The 18,534-nt window shown below is 59.1% G+C and carries 15 protein-coding genes; 7 read left to right on the top strand and 8 right to left on the bottom strand.

Annotated elements, in window-relative coordinates; genetic code table 11:
• Positions 1-3: 3 nt before the first annotated feature.
• Positions 4-2,004 (bottom strand): putative bifunctional diguanylate cyclase/phosphodiesterase, encoded by a 2,001-nt coding sequence (locus tag FHT85_RS06165; protein WP_112335881.1) that lies wholly within the window; start codon positions 2,002-2,004, stop codon positions 4-6.
• Between the two features lie 196 nt (positions 2,005-2,200).
• On the opposite strand from FHT85_RS06165, the gene FHT85_RS06160 reads away from it, so the two are divergent.
• Entirely contained in the window at positions 2,201-3,232 is a 1,032-nt protein-coding gene (locus FHT85_RS06160) for a class I SAM-dependent methyltransferase (RefSeq protein WP_112335882.1), read from the top strand.
• A 23-nt stretch (positions 3,233-3,255) separates the two neighbouring features.
• On the opposite strand, the gene FHT85_RS06155 is transcribed toward FHT85_RS06160, so the two are convergent.
• From FHT85_RS06155 to FHT85_RS06130, 6 genes are all read right to left on the bottom strand, one after another.
• Positions 3,256-3,876: a DedA family protein gene (locus tag FHT85_RS06155; protein ID WP_112335883.1), complete on the bottom strand. Its 621-nt coding sequence runs from the start codon at positions 3,874-3,876 to the stop codon at positions 3,256-3,258.
• The gene (locus FHT85_RS06150; protein WP_210293605.1) at positions 3,873-4,463 is read right to left on the bottom strand and encodes a class I SAM-dependent methyltransferase; all 591 of its coding nucleotides are present in this window, start codon (positions 4,461-4,463) and stop codon (positions 3,873-3,875) included. The genes FHT85_RS06155 and FHT85_RS06150 overlap by 4 nt, the downstream gene beginning before the upstream one ends.
• 96 nt (positions 4,464-4,559) lie before the next feature.
• A complete protein-coding gene (locus FHT85_RS06145; protein WP_112410334.1) occupies positions 4,560-5,915 on the bottom strand; it encodes a sensor histidine kinase in 1,356 nt (451 codons plus the stop codon).
• Entirely contained in the window at positions 5,912-6,586 is a 675-nt protein-coding gene (locus FHT85_RS06140) for a response regulator transcription factor (RefSeq protein ID WP_112410451.1), read from the bottom strand. Before FHT85_RS06140 ends, FHT85_RS06145 begins: the two co-directional genes overlap by 4 nt.
• 356 nt (positions 6,587-6,942) lie before the next feature.
• On the bottom strand, positions 6,943-7,185 hold the full coding sequence (locus tag FHT85_RS06135) for a DUF1127 domain-containing protein (protein WP_112335887.1): 243 nt from the start codon (positions 7,183-7,185) through the stop codon (positions 6,943-6,945).
• Positions 7,186-7,650: 465 nt separating this feature from the next.
• Complete coding sequence (locus tag FHT85_RS06130; protein ID WP_112410333.1) at positions 7,651-9,210, bottom strand: DUF4070 domain-containing protein; 1,560 nt, start codon at positions 9,208-9,210, stop codon at positions 7,651-7,653.
• A 356-nt stretch (positions 9,211-9,566) separates the two neighbouring features.
• Between FHT85_RS06130 and FHT85_RS06125 the strand changes: the two genes are divergently transcribed.
• Both FHT85_RS06125 and FHT85_RS06120 read left to right on the top strand, forming a co-directional pair.
• Positions 9,567-10,766 (top strand): MFS transporter, encoded by a 1,200-nt coding sequence (locus FHT85_RS06125; RefSeq protein ID WP_112410332.1) that lies wholly within the window; start codon positions 9,567-9,569, stop codon positions 10,764-10,766.
• A 369-nt stretch (positions 10,767-11,135) separates the two neighbouring features.
• Entirely contained in the window at positions 11,136-13,019 is a 1,884-nt protein-coding gene (locus FHT85_RS06120; RefSeq protein ID WP_112335891.1) for an MFS transporter, read from the top strand.
• Positions 13,020-13,099: 80 nt separating this feature from the next.
• Here the strand turns inward: FHT85_RS06120 and FHT85_RS06115 are convergent, their stop codons facing one another.
• Positions 13,100-13,249: a hypothetical protein gene (locus FHT85_RS06115; RefSeq protein WP_162700956.1), complete on the bottom strand. Its 150-nt coding sequence runs from the start codon at positions 13,247-13,249 to the stop codon at positions 13,100-13,102.
• Between the two features lie 335 nt (positions 13,250-13,584).
• Here FHT85_RS06115 and FHT85_RS06110 point away from each other — a divergent pair, with 335 nt between their 5' ends.
• The 4 genes from FHT85_RS06110 (at position 13,585) to FHT85_RS06095 (ending at position 18,512) form a co-directional block, all read left to right on the top strand.
• Complete coding sequence (locus FHT85_RS06110) at positions 13,585-15,066, top strand: sugar ABC transporter ATP-binding protein (RefSeq protein ID WP_112410331.1); 1,482 nt, start codon at positions 13,585-13,587, stop codon at positions 15,064-15,066.
• Positions 15,066-16,100, top strand: a complete 1,035-nt coding sequence (locus FHT85_RS06105; protein ID WP_112410330.1) for an ABC transporter permease — start codon at positions 15,066-15,068, stop codon at positions 16,098-16,100. Before FHT85_RS06110 ends, FHT85_RS06105 begins: the two co-directional genes overlap by 1 nt.
• 40 nt (positions 16,101-16,140) lie before the next feature.
• Positions 16,141-17,184 carry a substrate-binding domain-containing protein gene (locus FHT85_RS06100; RefSeq protein WP_112410329.1) on the top strand — a complete coding sequence of 348 codons (1,044 nt, stop codon included), beginning with the start codon at positions 16,141-16,143 and terminating at the stop codon, positions 17,182-17,184.
• A 74-nt stretch (positions 17,185-17,258) separates the two neighbouring features.
• Complete coding sequence (locus FHT85_RS06095) at positions 17,259-18,512, top strand: LVIVD repeat-containing protein (protein ID WP_112410328.1); 1,254 nt, start codon at positions 17,259-17,261, stop codon at positions 18,510-18,512.
• Positions 18,513-18,534 lie beyond the last annotated feature (22 nt).

The following is an 18,534-nucleotide window of genomic DNA, read 5'->3' as shown; positions in this document are numbered from 1 at the left end:
TTCTCAGGCAGTCGCCTGCAGACGGCGGTGGCCGGCATTCATCATTGCAATCGGATGCTTGAGCGCCGGTGCCGGTCGGCCGATATGGTATCCCTGAACGGCGTCGATGCCAAAGGATTTGACAAGATTGAGCTGCTCTTCGTCTTCCACGCCTTCGACCAGGATGCGGTGACCGCGATTGCGCACCAGGCCGATAATATCCTCGAGCAGAATCTTGGCGCCGTCGTTGTTTGCCGCATCATGCAGGAAGGATTTGTCGATCTTGACGGTTTCGAACTCCATCAGGCGAAGCCATGACAACCCGGCAAAGCCTGTGCCGAAATCATCCAGCCAGAATTTGATGCCGAGCTTCTTCAGATCCTGGATGCTGTCGAGCACATCCGGGCGTATCTCCATGTCGACGCCCTCGGTGATTTCGAACGCAACCCTATGGCCGGAGACGCCCGTTTCCGCCAGAATGGCTGCGACCTGCGCAGCGAAGCCTGGGGCCCGCAGCTGGATCGGGGAAACATTGATGCTGACGGTGTCGACAATGTCCCGGGTGAGCAAATCGCAGCATGCTCTTCTGATTGCCCAGTAACCGAGCTCGATGATGGCACCCGTACGCTCGGCGACAGGAATAAAGACAGCCGGCGAAGAATTCGACCCATCGAGCAGCTGCAGACGCATCAGAGCCTCATAAGCTCCGATCTCTCCGGTCCTGAGATATTGAATCGGTTGATAGACCAGCGAAACGAGATTTTGCTGAATGGCGATCTTCAGGATGGCCGCGATGTTCTCGCTTGCGTCGCCGCCGGGCAGCTCGTTCGGGTCGAAGATCCGCGCGCAATTGCGGCCGCTCGCCTTCGCGGAATAGAGCGCGCGGTCGGCCTCATTGATCACATTCTCCAGCTTTGCACCAGCGAGATCTCTGGTAATGGTCGCGCCGACACTGACAGTGACATGCCGGAAACCGTCCAGGCGCTGCGCGTGAACGATATCGAGAGCTTCGATCCCCTGGCAGATCGCCTCCGCCAGCGCCAGCGCATCCGAGCTGCTCTCCAGATCGAGAATAACGATGAATTCCTCGCCGCCATAACGCCCGACCGTCGCCCCTAGTGGAGCGACGATATTCGACAGCGCGTTGGCAACCGTGACGAGACAGTGATCGCCCTCCTGATGGCCATAGTAGTCATTGTACTTCTTGAAGAAGTCGACATCGACCAGAAGAATGGCAAAAGGAGCGCGCTTTTCGCGCCAACGATCCCAAAACTGTTTCAGCCTTATATCGGCGGCTCTCCTATTTTCCATTCCAGTCAGGGAATCGGTAATGGAAAGCCGCAGAAGCGCCTCGCCGCGCTCCGTTGCCTGCTGCTGCTGCAATTCCGCTTCTCGCGCATTGAGGAAGACGTTGAAACGTTCCTTGTTCAATTTCCAGTTCACATAGGAGGTGAACACGAAGCAGCAGAGATAGAAGGTCGTAAAAGCCAGGCAATAGGCGGCGCTGTAGTGAAATTCCGTCAGCGATAGCAGGAAGAAGGCAAAGATCAGCCCCGACGAGGCAAGTGCAAGACCGAACTCGAGACTGAAGAACAAGTTAACGCCCATCATGAAGATGGCACCGAACGCGGCATAATAAGAGAATGCCTCCGCATTCGTCGTCTGCAATGCCGGCAGCAGCCACACGACATATCCGAGAACGACAGCCGCCGCACAGGTCGCCTCCAGCTCGCCGGCACGACGCAGGCGGGAAAACTGGATTTCCAGCACCAGAAGCGAAAACCCGCCGATCAGAAACCGTGCAGGGATCGTCACATGCGAGACATCCGGAATGAAGACCAGATCCGTGATGAGGAAAAGGACATAGACGGGCACGGCAAGCCACAGACCGCTGCGAGCCAGGGCGCGCCGCGCATCATTGCTATAGGCTTTGTAGAGCACACGCAGCTCATCGGGATGATCCGTGCCCAGAGCAGCGCTCCGGCCAAGTTCGCTTCCTCCCGACAATTGACGCATGCTCATCATCACCCGAGTTAGCCGAGACTTCATGTCCACCGCGTTACCTTTGCGTCGCTCGAATGAACCAATCGCTCGCTTCACCACGGCGGCCAATTTGATCCGTTTGATAACGACAGCGTTGACGCAGCGACATTAACAAAACCATAGCGCTCAATTTTTATCTGAGATATGGTTTGCGGAGTGTTCACGGAATGATTTAAAATTGAAACAATTTCAAACCGCTCTAGATGGCTTCAGCCTCGTTACCACTCAGTCCATCTCGGAACATACGAGATCGTCCGGTAACAACATTGCAACCGACCAAATAAAGGAGGGCGAGGCCGAACTCGCCCTCATTCTCTCCCTCACGCAACAGGCGTTCGAAGCAAACGCGCCCGTTCCAGGCACCATGAAAGCCTTGACGGAGCGTCTGCAGGCGCTGAAAAATAAGACGACACCCCTGACCTGGGCGCATCTGGCCTCGGTGGCGCAGGGGCACCCCGTGTCGTCCTACCTGCTGCAGGACCCTCTGACGCGATGGTCTTTCGAAAAGCCGCGCGGCTATAGCGGGGACGCCTATCTGCTGGATTTCATCTATGAACATCCAGCCGTTGCCGCACAGGTGGCGGAAGCTTCGGCGCTGGGCGCAGAAGTTTACGATTTCACCCGGCGTGCAGCATCCGCCGTCGCCGTGCGCGAAAGGCGCGAGATCCTGGCAGCCCATGTCGATGCGGTGGCGGAGGCGACGGATGGCGCCGAAGTCCTGGCAATCGCGGCCGGCCATCTTCGCGAAGCCGAGCTCTCCCAAGCTCTGCAGAGCGGCAGGCTCAAGCGCTGGGTCGCACTTGATCAGGATCCGGTCAGCGTCGGGACGGTGGCCTCGGCCTTCCATGGCAGCTGCATCGAAGCAATCAACGGCTCCGTTCGCACCATTTTGGGACGCGCGCAGAAGCTCGGCACGTTCGACTTCATCTATGCAGCCGGCCTTTACGATTATCTGGCCGAAAGCGTAGCCGTGCGTCTGACGGAGCGCTGCCTGCAGATGCTGAAGCCCGGCGGCAAGTTCCTGCTTGCAAACTTCGCCAAGGATATCGGTGTCGAAGGTTACATGGAAACTTTCATGAACTGGCCGCTGATCTGGCGAACGGATGAGGATGTCCAGTCGATCATCGACAAGGTCAAGCACCCGATCGCCGATGTTTCTCTGACACGCGGCGAAAACGGCGGCGTCATATACGCCGTTCTGACCGTATAGCCGACCGCAAGCGCGATAACCGGCTAAGCCGCGCTGCGGCTTGGCCGGCAAAGTCGAAGCAGCGCAAGCACCAGAAGATTAACCAAGATGATTGCTGCGATAGCGGCAGGCGCTGCTGTATCTGGCGCCAATATCTGTTGACGCAACAAATAACCCGATACCAGAAACGGCGTATTCCAGATCAATGCGCCGCAGAATGTCGCGATGGCAAAGCCTGGCGCCGGTATGGCAAGCACGCCTGCCGGCAATGCCATATAGGCCCGGACAACAGGCACAAGCTGACCGAAGAACGTGGCCCGCACGGGATGACCATGATAATTGCGCTTCAGGCGCAGATACCACTCTTCTTTAATCTCCAGACGCCGGACCATCTTCAGCACGAAGAGGTCGCCACGCTTAGGTCCCAGCCAACGGCCTATTCCATACCAGAACAGCGAACCTGCCATTGAACCGGCAGCGGTAACGGCGATCGCTGCGGGCAGATCAACCGGGTGGGCGATGCCCAGCATGCCCAGCATCAAAAACAAGCCGATCGAAGGCAGGATGGGGACAAGCTTCTCGATTGCGGAACACAATGCAAGGCCGAACAGCCCCCATGCCGCCAGATCGGGCAGAGCATCCAATAGATAGGAGGAGCCGCTCATGTGGCAGCAGCCGGAGAATTTATCGGCCTGCGGCGGACGATCTTATAGACCCTGGCAGGCGGAAAATTGCGCAGCACCTGGCCCTGCAGCGTTGCCTTGAAACCAAACCGGTCAAGCAGGCGATGCGGTATCGGACAGCGCAGGCCATAGGTGAACTGATAGAGCGCCCCGCCCTCGCGCAGTCTCGCCGAGACCGCGGTCAAAATGGCAATGACCGTCTTCGGCGACATGTTGAGCAGCGGCAATCCGCTAATAGCACAGCCAAATTGCTTTCCTTCCGGCAAGCCGTAAGCATCAAGCCGTGCAGCATCGGCGCAGATGACACGGGCATCAGGAAACCGCTGGCGAAGCAGGCTGGCAAAACTATCAGCGGATTCAATCAGCGTAATATCGCTTTCGCATATGCCGCGTGCGAGAAGGGCTCGTGTGAACACTCCCGTGCCCGGGCCGAGCTCGAGAACCGGTCCCGCCGAAGGACCGATTTCGCTTGTGATCAGATCGGCCAGTACCGGACCGGAGGGGGCGATCGCTCCGACCATGCGCGGATTGGTCAATAGAGTTCGCAGAAATAGTGATGTGTTTGACATGTGTTCCCGCCAATAGGGCCTCAGGAGATTCGCCTGCACGACAGGCTTTTCCTAGGAGGAGCCGATTGCGAGAACATTGCATCGGGAGCCGATAGGCTATCCGGCCATCGGAAAGCTCAGTCTGAAGGCCGCGCCACCCGTCGGTCCGTCGAGGACACAAACCTTTCCACCATGGAGCCTGGCAATTTCCTGGACGAGGTTCAGCCCGAGGCCGAATCCCTTAGTGCGTCCCTGGAGACGATGAAACGGCTCGAAGATACGGTCCCGTTCTTCCTCCGGGATACCGCTTCCTTCGTCGCTTACGGTGATACCGGTGGCGCGGCTGACATGGACGGTGATCCTGCCACGGCGACCGCCATGCTGGATCGCGTTCTGTACGAGGTTGGTAACGGCCCGCTCGATGGCCATGCGATCGCCAAGGACTTCCACGGCCTCCTCGTCCTTGATGAAGCAGGGTTCATAATTGGCGGCGATCGCGAGCGGCGCTAGTTCTGAAACGACGTGTTCAGCGACCTCCACGAGATCGACCGAAACCGGCTCGAAGCGGTGATTGAGGCGCTGAAGATCGAGGAACTGCTCGGCAAGCGTCGCAAGGCGGACGGTATCTTCGAAGAGCCGCTCCTTCAAAGGGCCTGCGGGCAGGCCATCGAGACGTGCCTGCAGGATCGCAACCGGGGTCCGCCATTCATGGGCAAGATGGGAGAAAAGACGCTTCTGCCGCTCATAGCCTTCGTCCAGCCGCCTTAATGCATCATTGACGGCTTCGACAAGCGGCAGGATTTCACGCGGGACATCGTCGACCGGCAGCCGCGTCCCCTGGCGATTGATATCGATCTGCCCGGCGCGGGCAACGGCGGAATCCAGCGAGGAAAAAGCGCGGCGAACCACCAGCGGTGCTGCAATCATCGTTGCGATCGCCGTAACGATCAACAGCGGCAGAAGGGCGCTGAAGAAGACGATGCCGACCGCACCAAGGACGCGGACCGTCGACACGGTACCATCCACGCCCGTCAGGACCTGGATCTCGCCGGCCGGAGACGACACCCATTGCAGCCGTGCGGCGGGCACGGTGCTGCCACCGAGATTGCTGCCGAAACGAGCCTGTCCGATGCCGTCGAGCGCAGCGCCGAACGCTGCATAGGCCGGCGGCACGTTTCCGTCCTTGATTGTGGCACCGCTGCGATCGCGCACGACGAACCAGAGACCTGGCAGGTTCTCGCGCCGCGCCAAAAGCGCCGGTGTTTCCGTCAATGCAAGGGCGCCATTCTGATCGCGGTCAATCGACCGAGAGATGGCATCGATGGTCTCGTCTTCCGGCTGAAGCGAGATAAAGCTGCCGGTCGCCCACAAGGCGGCGACGATCAGCACCGCAAGCAAGGACAGGAAGATCGCCTGCAGGAATGACAGGCGCGATACGAGACGCCATCGCAGGGAAGGCCGGCTTGTGTTCATGATTTTAATCTCATCAGATAGCCGATGCCGCGAACGGGATGAATCTCCAGGCCGGACTCCACCAATGCAAGTTTGCGACGAAGACGGGAGATATGCGCATCCAGCGTATTCGACTGGATATCTTCGCTGAACCCGTAAACGGCCTCTTCCAGAGCATGGCGCGGGACCGTGCGGCCAAGCCGGCGCGCAAGCGCCTCGAAGACCAGAACTTCCCGGCGCGGCAATTCGAGCCGCTCGCCTTCAATCAGGATATCGTGGCAGCCGAAGTCATAGGACAGCCTGCCGAAATTCACCACCTCGGTCCGCAACTCGCCGGGGCGTCTCAGAATGGCGCGCAATCGCGCCAGCAGTTCTTCAATGGCAAATGGTTTGACGATGTAATCGTCGGCGCCGGTATCGAGACCACCGATGCGATCGCCGAGATCGCCGCGCGCCGTCAACACGATGACGGGCGTATCGATGCCGGCAGCCCTCAACTTCGGAATGATCGACAAGCCGTCTCCATCCGGAACCTGCCGGTCGAGGAGAATGACATCATAGGGAAGATTTATCGCAGCCTCTTCGGCATCGTACAGCATCGACACGTGATCGACGATGGCATCGCGAGCCTGCAACGCAGCGCTCAGCGCCGCAGCCATTTCCGGCTCGTCCTCTAGCAACAAGATCCGCAATGAACCATCCCCAAAATGGAACGACTGCATTGCATAAGCGGATTGCGGGAAGATTGCGACCCTATCCGGGCTACACTTTATTATTCATTGGAGAATTTGAACCGATATGCTGCCGGCATCCGAAGATCGCGGCCAGTTCGGCTTTCGACGCCAGTCAAGTCGCAGGGGAAGGCATCGCCTCCCCCTGCGATATCCGCCGTGCGGCGGCCGATAGGTAAGCTACAGCGAACAGAGTAGTGAACCCACCATGCAAATGGTTTCTCGCCCGTCCTGATTTTGCTGCCGCGCCGCCATTCTCGAAGCAACAGAGATCGAGAAGGAAGAGCCGTGAAGCGTTTACCTGCATCAAGCCCACCTCATTTGAGGCGGCTCACATGCAATGCCAGCAAGCTGCGATAGTCCAGACCTTCCTCACGCTCGGGAAGACCGATATCACGAAGCTGATAATTCGATAGTTCGGATACCTGCTGATAGATCTGTCGCCGTTTCCAGGCGACAAACAACAGGGCACGTACAGTCCTCCAGGCACCGAATTTCTGGTACAGTTCATCGACCGTTGCCATCAAACTTTCGGCAACTATAAATTGTGAATGAGTCATCGTTATTCCTGGCGCAATCACGCGACCAGGTCCTCTTGAAGCTTGACCGACTTCAGGGGCGGATGCGTCAACGACACACCAAGTCATTCCTTGGGCAGGTCATATAGGTTTAATGGGAACACGCCTAAACGGCGACAGATAAAGCTTTTTAAAGCTTTAATTATAGAGTCGTCGTGCAGTTGGTGCAGCACACACCAAGGCCATCGACATCATTCCGCCGGAGACGTATGTAAACATATGTGGATTATGCATATCACGCCTCCCTGTTCGATTTGCGGATGAGCGTAATAATACGCAAGATCCGGAAATCGGCAACCCCACAATTTCGAATTGCAAACATCTGACGCAATTTGTTGCAGCGAAGCAACAGTGACGACGATGTCAAAGCGGCGGCTGACGCGCTGTCAGTCGGCTGTCTCAAGGCAGGTTGCCGATAACCAAACTTACTGAGTTCAAAACTCTTCGCTAGAACGAATTAACGATACCGCCGCCAGTGCGCATCTGCTGCACCATGATATGGGCATGGTAGTGCATGGCGCATTTGATCGCGTAGATTTGCAGGACGACGGGCGAGCGCCGATGCCGCAGGAGATTGAAAAGCCGTGCACGGTAAGTGGCGCGCAGATCCGCTTCCTTCACCCGGCGCATCAACCGGAGGAAAATCCCGACCGCCTCGAATGCCCATGTCGCGTTGAGCGCCAGCAAACGCAGCGGATGGCGGCGCAGGTGACGTAAGCGGCTACTTTCCGGTTCGATACGCGCATCGATGTAAAGCGCATCCAGCCGATCGAAATAGGCGGCCGGCTCATGCAGATCGCTCAAGACCGAAAGATATCCGTCCCGCAAGGTTTCGCGCGAGAGCTTGAGCGGGATGACATTGGTGCCGTAGGCGGGCGGATCGTCATGATCGAGACGGCCTTCCTTGGCGAGACGTGTATAGAGCGGCGTCTTCGGGATCGCCGCCAGCATGCCGATCATGGCGTTGACGATGCGCGCATCCCTGATGAAGACCCGCTGCGCATCGAAAATGGTCGCATCGTCGCTATCGAAGCCCAGGATCATGCCGCACCAGACTTCCATGCCGGTCTGCTGGATCGCGTGGATTTTCTCCAGCATCGTCCCGCCCTTGCGCAGGTTCTGCAGCTTCTTGGTTTCGCGCAGAGCCTCTTCGTTCGGCGTCTCAATGCCGATGAAGACGGTGCGGATATTGGCATCGACCATCAGCTGCATCAGTTCGGCATCGTCAGCCAGATCGATCGACGCCTCCGTCAGGAACGTCATCGGATAATGATGGCGCTCCTGCCAGGCGACGACATCGCGCAGCACCTCCTTGATCGCCTTCTTGTTGCCGATGAGATTGTCGTCGACGATAAAAGCCGTATCCATTCCGGAAGCGAGCAGGGCCTCCATCTCGGCGACGATCTGCGTGCTGGTCTTGATGCGCGGCTTGCGGCCGAAAACCACGATGATATCGCAGAAATCGCAGGTAAACGGACAGCCGCGCGAGAACTGGATGCTGCCAACAGCATATTCATCCATCTTCAGGAGATCGAAGCGCGGCACGGGCACCTTGCTCATATCCGTCTTGTCAGCCTGTTCATAGCGCCGGGCATGATGGCCCTCCTGCCATTCAGCCAGGAATTTGGGCCAAGTCTCCTCGGCCTCGCCGATGAAGGAGACGTCGACGAGGTTGCCGAAATAATCCTCCTTGACCGTAACCCAAGGTCCGCCGACGACGGTGAAACAGTTGCGCCGTTTGAGCTCGGTCAGGATTTCCGTCATACGAAAGCGCTGGACGATCATCCCCGTCAGCGCAACGATATCGGCCCTCTCGCAAAGGCCGTAGTCTATCGGCTCGATATTCTCGTCCACCAGAGTGACGGTATGTTCCGCAGGCGTCAGCGCCGCCAGCAAAGGCAGGCACGCCACCGGAAGGTTAGCTTTGACGTCGAACAGCGGCAGAGCGTGCTCCATGCCCCAATAAGAGGTTTCGAAACGCGGATTGATGATGACGATATGAGCCATTGAATGGTCCGCTCCATGATATGAAGATCTGGTTCGGTATTGCTTTGAGCCTGTATGTCATTTGCAGCTGCATGCGCCGGCCTTCCGGCTGCGAAGCAGGGTCTTCCAGCATCGAGGCGGCTGTCTTAGCAGCCCTATATGAGCTCAAGATTAAATTCGGGATACTGACGACGCCATTGCCTCCTGGCGATCTCGTCGGCAGGTACTCATAAACATGGTTTGCAATGCCGCTAAAAATTTTTTCGGCAGCAATGTCGAAATCGTCCCGATGCAATCGTCTTTATTCCAGACATGGCGCGAAAGCATATTATCGGATCTTTCGCGCCTTGAACCGAACCGGATGAAGGGAGCTGCAAATGAGTTCGTCCTATCGTTGGGTGATCGTTGGCGCCGGCGCGCTGATGACCTGTGTTGCGCTCGGCGCGATGTTTTCCCTGGCAATCTTCCAGGTGCCGATCGCCGCCGAGACAGGCTGGTCGCATGCCGGCATCGCCGCCGCCATGACGCTGAATTTCCTGACCATGGGCCTCGGTGCCTTTGCCTGGGGAGCCGCAAGCGATCGCTTTGGCATCCGCATCGTAGTTGTGATAGGCGCGCTGCTGCTTGGGCTGGCGCTTGTCCTGGCAAGCCGGGCGGGCTCGCTTCTGCAATTCCAGCTGACCTACGGCATTCTCGTCGGTCTTGCCGCCAGCGCCTTCTTCGCGCCGATGATCGCGGCAACGACCGCCTGGTTCGACAAGGGCAGAGGCCTGGCGGTGTCCCTGGTCTCAGCCGGCATGGGCGTCGCACCGATGACGGTGTCTCCTTTCGCCCGCTACCTGATTTCGGCTTACGATTGGCGTTTTGCCATGCTTGTCATCGGCATCATGGCCTGGGTTCTGCTGATACCGGCGGCGCTGCTGGTGCGGCGAGCACCTGTTCTTGCCGAAGCCCCCGGCGCAGACGGGCAAAGGGAACAGCAGCGCCTGCCCCTTGGCCGGATCTTCCGCTCGCCGCAGTTCCTCGTGCTCGGCGCGACCTTCTTTACCTGCTGTGCGGCCCATTCCGGACCGATCTTCCACATGGTCAGTTACGCCACCATCTGTGGTGTGGGGCCGATGGCGGCGGTCAGCATCTATAGTGTCGAGGGCCTTGCGGGTCTTGGCGGCCGCCTCCTTTACGGGACGCTGGCGGACAGGCTCGGTGTGAAACCGGTGCTGGTCGCCGGCCTCCTGGTACAGGCGGCGGCACTTGCCACCTATCTGCTGGTCAGCGAACTCGGCGAGTTCTATGCGCTGGCGGTCGTCTTCGGCAGCGCCTATGGCGGCGTGATGCCGCTTTATGCCGTGCTGGCGCGCGAATATTTCGGGCCGCGCGTCATCGGCACCGTCTTTGGAGCGGCATCGATGCTCTCGAGCATCGGCATGGCAGCCGGACCTCTGATCGGCGGCTGGATCTTCGATACCTTCGCCAACTACTCCTGGCTCTTCATCGGCTCGTCGATGGTGGGGTTGGGGGCGGCCGCTATCGCACTTGCCTTTCCGCCAATGCGGCGCCTGCAGCTGCAGCCGGCTTGAAACAAGCCGAAAACGGCCCGAATCCGCTTCTGTGAACCGTGCCGGGTGCCTCATATTTCGCCGCACCCGGCATCGCTTTTCTCGGCGACAAGCCCTTGCCGCCACGCTGGGGAGGACACATTCGTATTTCTTGATGCTTACGCACAGATTTTCATAAGCGGCAGCGGTTGCAGCCATTGCAATTTTCAATTTTTGGCCAACACTCACATATGCATCAGGTGCGTGATCTTCTGGGGGAGGAAATCAGGAGAGCACCCACTGGCGCGACTTTCCGCGCCCATCGGTAGGAAAGTCCTGCGTAATGTCATTATGGGGGACATGACACGGGTCTTTTGACCATGTCCCTGGTGCAATTGGGAGGATTGATTCATGGCATCCACGTCCGTGGCCGAGACGACGAGTCGAGGCATGACCAGGGAAGAGAAGAAGGTCATCTTCGCCTCCTCCCTTGGAACCGTGTTCGAATGGTACGATTTTTATCTTTACGGTTCTCTGGCCGCCTTCATCGGAACGGCCTTCTTCAGCGACTATCCGGAAGCAACCCGCAATATCTTCGCCCTGCTCGCCTTTGCCGCAGGCTTCCTCGTGCGGCCGTTCGGCGCCCTCGTCTTCGGGCGCATCGGCGATCTTGTCGGACGTAAATACACCTTCCTCGTTACGATCCTGATCATGGGTCTTTCGACCTTCCTCGTCGGCGTCCTTCCCGGATCGGCGAGCTGGGGTTTCGCCGCGCCTGTCATCCTGATCATCCTTCGCATGCTGCAAGGTCTGGCGCTTGGCGGCGAATATGGCGGTGCTGCAACTTATGTCGCCGAACATGCGCCCGACAACAAACGCGGCTATTACACCTCCTGGATCCAGACGACTGCGACGCTCGGCCTGTTCCTGTCACTGATCGTCATCCTGATCGTCCAGAATGCGCTGGGCAAGGAGGCTTTCGCGGCATGGGGCTGGCGTATTCCCTTCCTTCTCTCCTGCCTTCTGCTCGCCATCTCCGTCTGGATCCGGCTGTCTCTCAGCGAATCGCCGGCCTTCAAGAAGATGAAGGAGGAGGGCAAGGGCTCCAAGGCTCCGCTTTCCGAAGCCTTCGGCCAGTGGAAGAATGCCAAGATCGCCTTGATCGCGTTACTCGGCCTCACCGCCGGCCAGGCGGTCGTCTGGTATGCCGGCCAATTCTACTCCCTGTTCTTCCTGCAGAACGTGCTGAAAGTCGATGGCCAGTCCGTCAACATCATGATCGCGATCGCGCTTCTGATCGGCAGCGGCTTCTTCGTGGTCTTCGGCTGGCTGTCTGACAAGATCGGCCGCAAGCCGATCATCATGGCGGGCCTGGCGCTTGCGATCCTGACTTACTTCCCGCTGTTCAAGGCGCTGACCCACGCCGCAAATCCGGCGCTCGCCCAGGCGGAGCAAACCGTCCGGGCGACGGTGACGGCTGCTCCCGGCGATTGCACCTTCCAGTTCAATCCTGTGGGAACCGCCAAGTTCAACAATTCGTGTGACATCGCCACCTCCTTCCTGGCGAAGTCTTCCGTGCCCTATACGATTGTCGACGGACCAGCCGGGCAGCCGGCGACAGTCAAGGTCGGCGACGCGACCATAACCTCTTACGATGCAACGGCGGCAGGGGCCGGTGCAGCGGCAAAGAATGCGGCATTCACGCACGACATGAACCTCGTCTTGCAGAAGGCCGGCTTCCCTCTGGTGCGCGACCCTGTCAAGGTGCCGGACGCCAAGCTCGACGCCTTCATCGCCGCCAACCCCGAACTGGGGCTTGACGCGGCGACCGTGCGGGCGGGCGACAAGACAGTCACCCCAGTTGCGGATCTCGTCAAGGCGAAGCTTCTGACAGCGGATCAGGCCAGTGGCGCAACTGATATGCCGGTCTACACCATCCCCAAGGGTGGCGCCTTCAAAGTGGTTGCCGATCCTGCAGCCATCAACTGGCCGCTGACCATCCTCATCCTGACCATCCTCGTCATCTATGTGACGATGGTCTACGGCCCGATTGCCGCGATCCTGGTCGAGATGTTCCCGACCCGCATCCGCTATACCGGCATGTCGCTCCCCTATCATATCGGCAACGGCTGGTTCGGTGGCCTGTTACCGGCAACGGTCTTCGCCATGAGCGCCGCCAAGGGCGATATCTATTATGGCCTCTGGTACCCGATCGCGATCGCTGCGATGACCCTTGTTATCGGGCTAATTTTCGTTCGCGAAACCAAGGGCGTCGATCTGAACAGCATCAAGTAACCGCATAAAAGCCCGGCGTTCACATACGGCACGCCGGGCTTTTTTCTTCGCTTCATCCATTTCTGATCGAAGCTCGAATCTCAGCTTCCGCAAAATGCGTGCAGCAGCACCAGAAGCGAAAAGAGGACCATCAGGCCCGCCAGAAAATGCTGCAGGCTCGACCAGACGCGTTTGGTTGCGGCAAGGCTTGGCCGCGTTGCGAGAGAAGCGAGATAGAGTACCGTATCCATGAAAACCCCTGGTGAACGTTTCCGCAAGCGCGACGTGAGTACTTCGCCATCGCGGAAATTGCTGATATTTAATGGTTTTATATTGTCTATAAAAATAGTAGATTAAAGGAAGGGTTTTGCGGTTCCCTTGCAATTTCAGACAAATTAAACTCCCCGGAGACAGGCGTGAGCAAGGCTTACTCAGTCCCGCCGCCCACCTGTAGAGACCGGAACGGGAGCGAACCGAAGCGCAGAAAAAATTTATTCTATAGATTAAATAAACAAAGCAAGGCTTGTCCTTTTAATTGAATGCCAGTGGCTTACGAGTACCGCTGACAATCGGTGACCCCTTGCCCATGACCTTGCTGGATGCCCAAAATCTTTCTCTTGCCTTCGGCTCGACACAGGCCCTGGCGGCAGCGTCTCTGACCGTCGATCGCGGCGAGGTCGTCGCGCTGATGGGGGCCAACGGCGCGGGCAAGTCGACGCTAGTTAAAATCCTGTCGGGCATTCATCGCGCCGATTCAGGCGTAATCCTATGGAACGGAGCGGATTATCGGCCCGAAAGCCCCGCCGAGGCGACGGCGCGAGGCATCGTTACCGTGCATCAATCGACCGACGTCGTCGGGGTCGCCGGCCTTTCGGTCGCGGATGCCCTGCTGCTCAACCAATATGTTGACGGACGCCAGCCCTTCTTTCTGTTGAAGCGTTCAGTCCGGCGGAAGGCGGAAGCAATCCTATCGGAAGCCGGCTTCGACCTGCCGCTCGACCGCGATTTTGGCGATCTGGGCACAGCCGACCGGCAGATGGTCGCCATTGCGCGCGCCCTTTCCAATCAAGCGCAATTGCTGATCCTGGATGAGCCGACCGCAAGCCTCTCTGCGCGCGAAACGGCCCGGCTTTACGATATCGTCCGCCGGCTGAAGGCCCGCGGCCTGGGCATTCTCTATATTTCGCACCGTACGGCAGATCTCGATGCGCTCGCCGATCGCGTTGATATCCTGCGGGGCGGCCGCAATGTCGGTGCTTTCTCGCACCCAATTGACTTCGATGCCGCCATTGAAACCATGATCGGCCGCCCCATGAAGGCGGCTCGCCCACATCGCCGTGAACAATTCGACCGGACCATACTGGAACTTCAGGCTGTCCGGCTGCTTGCCGACAGCCCACCGATCGATCTGAGGCTCCATGCCGGCGAGGTCGTCGCCATCACCGGTGTTCTCGGCGCCGGCAAGAGCCGGCTTCTGTCGACACTTTTCGGCCTTGAGCGCTTTGCCTCAGGAACTGCACTCCTGGACGGCATTGCATTTCAGCCGGGCTCACCCGCGGATGCAATCGCCCGCGGCGTCGTCATGGCCGCCGCTGACCGCCATCGCTCTTCTCTCATGCCATCGGACTGGCCGGGAGAGAGTATTGCGGCAACGATCAGCCTGCCGCATCTGAAACATTGGTACCCGTCGGGCTTCCTGTTTTCTGGGCGGGAAAGCCGCGAGGGAGAAAAGGCCATCCGGCGCCTCGGCATCAAGGCCCCCGGTCCCGAGGCATCCGTCTGGTCGCTTTCCGGCGGCAATCAGCAAAAGGTCGTGCTCGCCCGCTGGGAGGCGGAGCCAAGCCGGCTCATGCTTCTCGACGAGCCCTTCCAGGGGGTCGATGTCGGCGCCCGCCAGGACATTATCGCGGCCATACGCGCCTACACCGACCGCGCCACGCTGATCGCGACATCCGATCCGGAAGAGGCGCTCGAAGTCGCTGATCGGGTGCTGTTGATGGAGCATCATGGTCTCACAGACGTCGCTGACGCGGCCGCAGGCGGCCGACAGAACAAGGAATATGCCTGATGAGTGAAGGTACCGCAGAAATCCCAGAACAGGTCAGGCCAGCAAGCAATACGGTTTCACCGCAGGAATTCGTGCGGCGGGGGGCGGTATTTCTCCTCCTTCTTGCCCTCGTCATCATCTTCAGTTTCGCCCAGCCGGCCTTCATCAACATCAATAATCTGATGAGCATCCTGCAGGCGGTTTCGGTGGTCGCCATCATCGGTGCCGGCGTCACGGTGACGCTCGCCATCGGCGGCTTCGATCTTTCCGTTGGCGCGGTAGCTGCCTCCAGTGTCATGGCCGCGAGCTATGCGATGATCGTATGGGGTCTCAACGCCTATGAAACCGTGCCGCTGGTGCTTGCCTTCGGCGCGATCGTCGGGCTTGCCAATGCTCTACTGATCGTCAGGCTCAAGGTACCGGATCTGCTGGCGACGTTGGCCACCATGTTTCTCCTGACGGGGCTACAGCTGATCCCGACGGCAGGGCGCTCGATCTCGGTCGGCTTGATCCTTCCCGACGGGACGACGGCGTCAGGCAGGGTCGACCCCGCCTTTTTAACAATCGGACGTTCAAGCCTGTTCGGCATCATTCCCTTTCCCGTCATCCTCATGCTGATCGTCGCGCTCGCGCTCTATGTGCTAACCGAGCGTACGCGTCTTGGTCGCCTTCTCTACGCCACCGGCGGCAATGAAGCGGCGACACGGTTGGCCGGCGCCAATGTCGCCCGCCTGAAGACCTTTGCCTATGTGCTTTCGGGCACTCTCGCCTCGCTGGGCGGCATCATCGTTGCCGCCCGCGTCGGCCGTGGCGACGTCTCCTCCGGTGCCTCGCTGCTGATGGATTCCGTCGCAGCCTCGCTCATCGGCTTTGCCGTGCTGGGACTGCGCCGTCCGAACGTTCTCGGCACGACAATCGGCGCCGTCTTCGTCGGCGTGCTTCTGAACGGCCTGACGATGCTGAACGCGCCCTATTACACGCAGGATTTTATCAAGGGCGCCGTCCTCGTCGGTGCGCTCGCACTTACCTATGGGATCAGCCGCGGCAGAGCGTGACCCCGCCATCCGTCCCAACTCAACATTCAATGGATTTTCAATGATCAAATTATTCAAAATCATCGCTTCGGCCATTGTCGCCGGCTCGCTTTTCATGACCACAGTATCGGCGGCGGGACTTAGCGGCGCGCCCGCTCCTTTCGATAAAAGGCCCGTCAATATCGCCGTCATCAGCTTCCTTGGCAGCGGCGACTGGCTGCAGGCCTTCGAGGCCGGCGTCAAGCGGCAGGCGGATGCGCTCGGCGTCAACCTCACCGTCTCGCAGGCCCGCAACGACAACGATACCCAGCGCAATCTTGTCGAGCAGGCGATCAATCTCGGTGTTGACGGCATCATCATCAATAATGGCCGTCCCGAGGTGCTGAAGGATGTCGCGCAGAAGGCGCTCGACAAGGGCATCAAGGTGGTCGCCTACGACGTCAACCTCGACAATCCGCAAATTCCGCAGATCGAACAGAGCGACAAGGATATGGCCAAGCTCGTGCTCGACCAGGCCGTGAAGGATAAGGGTGATGGCTTCACCGGCGGTGCCGTCTACGTTGCCGGTTTCGCGCCGCTCGACCGCCGCTATGCGGTGTGGAAGGATTTCATTGCCAAGCACAATCTCAAGGAAAAGGCCGTATGGGGCGTGGTCAATGACACCATTCCCGCCTCCGTCGCCGACCAGACGAAGGCGGTGCTGCGCGCCAATCCGGATATTTCGGTGATCTTCACGCCATGGGATGAATTCGCCAAAGGCGCGAAGCTCGCCATCGACGAGCTCGGCCTTTCCGGTCAGGTGAAGATCTATGGCGTCGACACCTCGACCGCCGATATCCAGCTGATGATCGAGCCGGACAGCGCCTGGGTCGCGACGGCCGCCACGAACGCTGCCGTCGTCGGGGAAGTTTCCGTTCGCGCCGTTTCGCTCGCCATCGCCGGCCAGTCTCCGGGCCGCTCCGTTCTCCTGCAGCCGACGCTGATTACGCGTGACGATCTCATCAACAACAAGATCGGCACGATCGAAGAGTTGCAGCAGAAATTCCCGGCCTTCCTGAAAAGCGATGCCGCGACGGCTGCCTGGATCCCGGCGGCCAAGAACTGAGATTTATCAGCTGCTTTCGCAGGTGCCGCCGTCAAAGGCGGCCCTCTTTACTCTGTTTATGCATGAGAGGATCCATGGCGTCGACCGACCTGCCCGAACCCGACTTCGCCCACAACATGACACTGATCGGCCATAGCGATATCGGCGGCCGTAGCGATGGGTTGCAATTGATGGTTCATCAAGGCTACGCCTATGTCGCCCATCCCTGGTCTCAGGGCTTCTCGATCGTTGACGTGCGCGACCCGAAAAACCCCAAGACGGTCAACTACATGCCGGCGCCGGCCAATACCTGGAACATCCATCTGCAGACGCATGAGGACTTGCTGCTGGTCATCAATGCGCTCGACCTTTTCGCCGACGTGGAAACCTTCACGGGCGAGAAGGCCTACTATACGCAGTCCGTCGGCGAGACAGTCGCCTTCAGAAAGCGTGAGCGCACCTGGACCGCCGGCATGAGCGTGTTCGATATTTCCGTTCCCGACAGGCCGCGCAAGATCGGCCAACTGGATGTCGAAGGCGTCGGCTTTCACCGGCTATGGTATGTCGGCGGCCGCTATGCCTATGCCTCGGCGCTGCTCGACGGCTTCACCGACTATATCTTCGTCACCATCGACATGGCCGATCCAACTAGGCCCGAACTTGTTGGCCAATGGTGGCTCCCCGGCATGAACAGGGCGGCGGGAGAAACGCCTGATTGGGGCGACGGCAAGCGCTATGCCCTGCACCATGCACTCGTCCATGGCGACACCGCCTATGCCTGCTGGCGAGATGGCGGACTGACGCTCCTCGATATCAAAGATCATTCCTCCCCGCGGCTCATCAAGCACCATAACTGGTGCCCGCCCTATGACGGCGGCACGCATTCGCCGCTGCCGCTTCCCGGCCGCGATCTTCTTGTCGTGGCGGATGAAGCCGTGCTGGACAATGAGGAAGACGGCCGGAAACATACCTGGATCTTCGACATCCGCGTGCCCGAAAACCCGATCAGCATCTCGACTTTCCCTATCCCGACCGAAATCGACTACACGAAGAAGGGCGGCCATTTCGGACCGCACAATCTGCACGAAAACCGGCCCGGCTCGTTCGTCTCCGAGACGCTGATCTTTGCGACTTGGCAGAATGCCGGCATTCGCGCCTTCGATATTTCCGACCCCTATCGTCCGGTCGAAACGGGCGCTCTCGTGCCCGCGGGACCGAATGTCATGACCGACCGCCGTCCCGGCCGTCCAAAAGTCATCCAGTCCGCCGACGTCTTTGTGGACGCCAGGGGTCTGATCTATGCGACGGATTACAATGCCGGACTTGAGATCATAGAATATGGCGGCTGACGCGCGAGCTTAGCTCCGGCAA

Source organism: Rhizobium sp. BK312 (assembly GCF_014193605.1).
Lineage (GTDB): Bacteria > Pseudomonadota > Alphaproteobacteria > Rhizobiales > Rhizobiaceae > Rhizobium.
The sequence above is the reverse complement of the archived record's forward strand: the minus strand, read 5'-3'. Positions and strand labels throughout refer to the sequence as shown.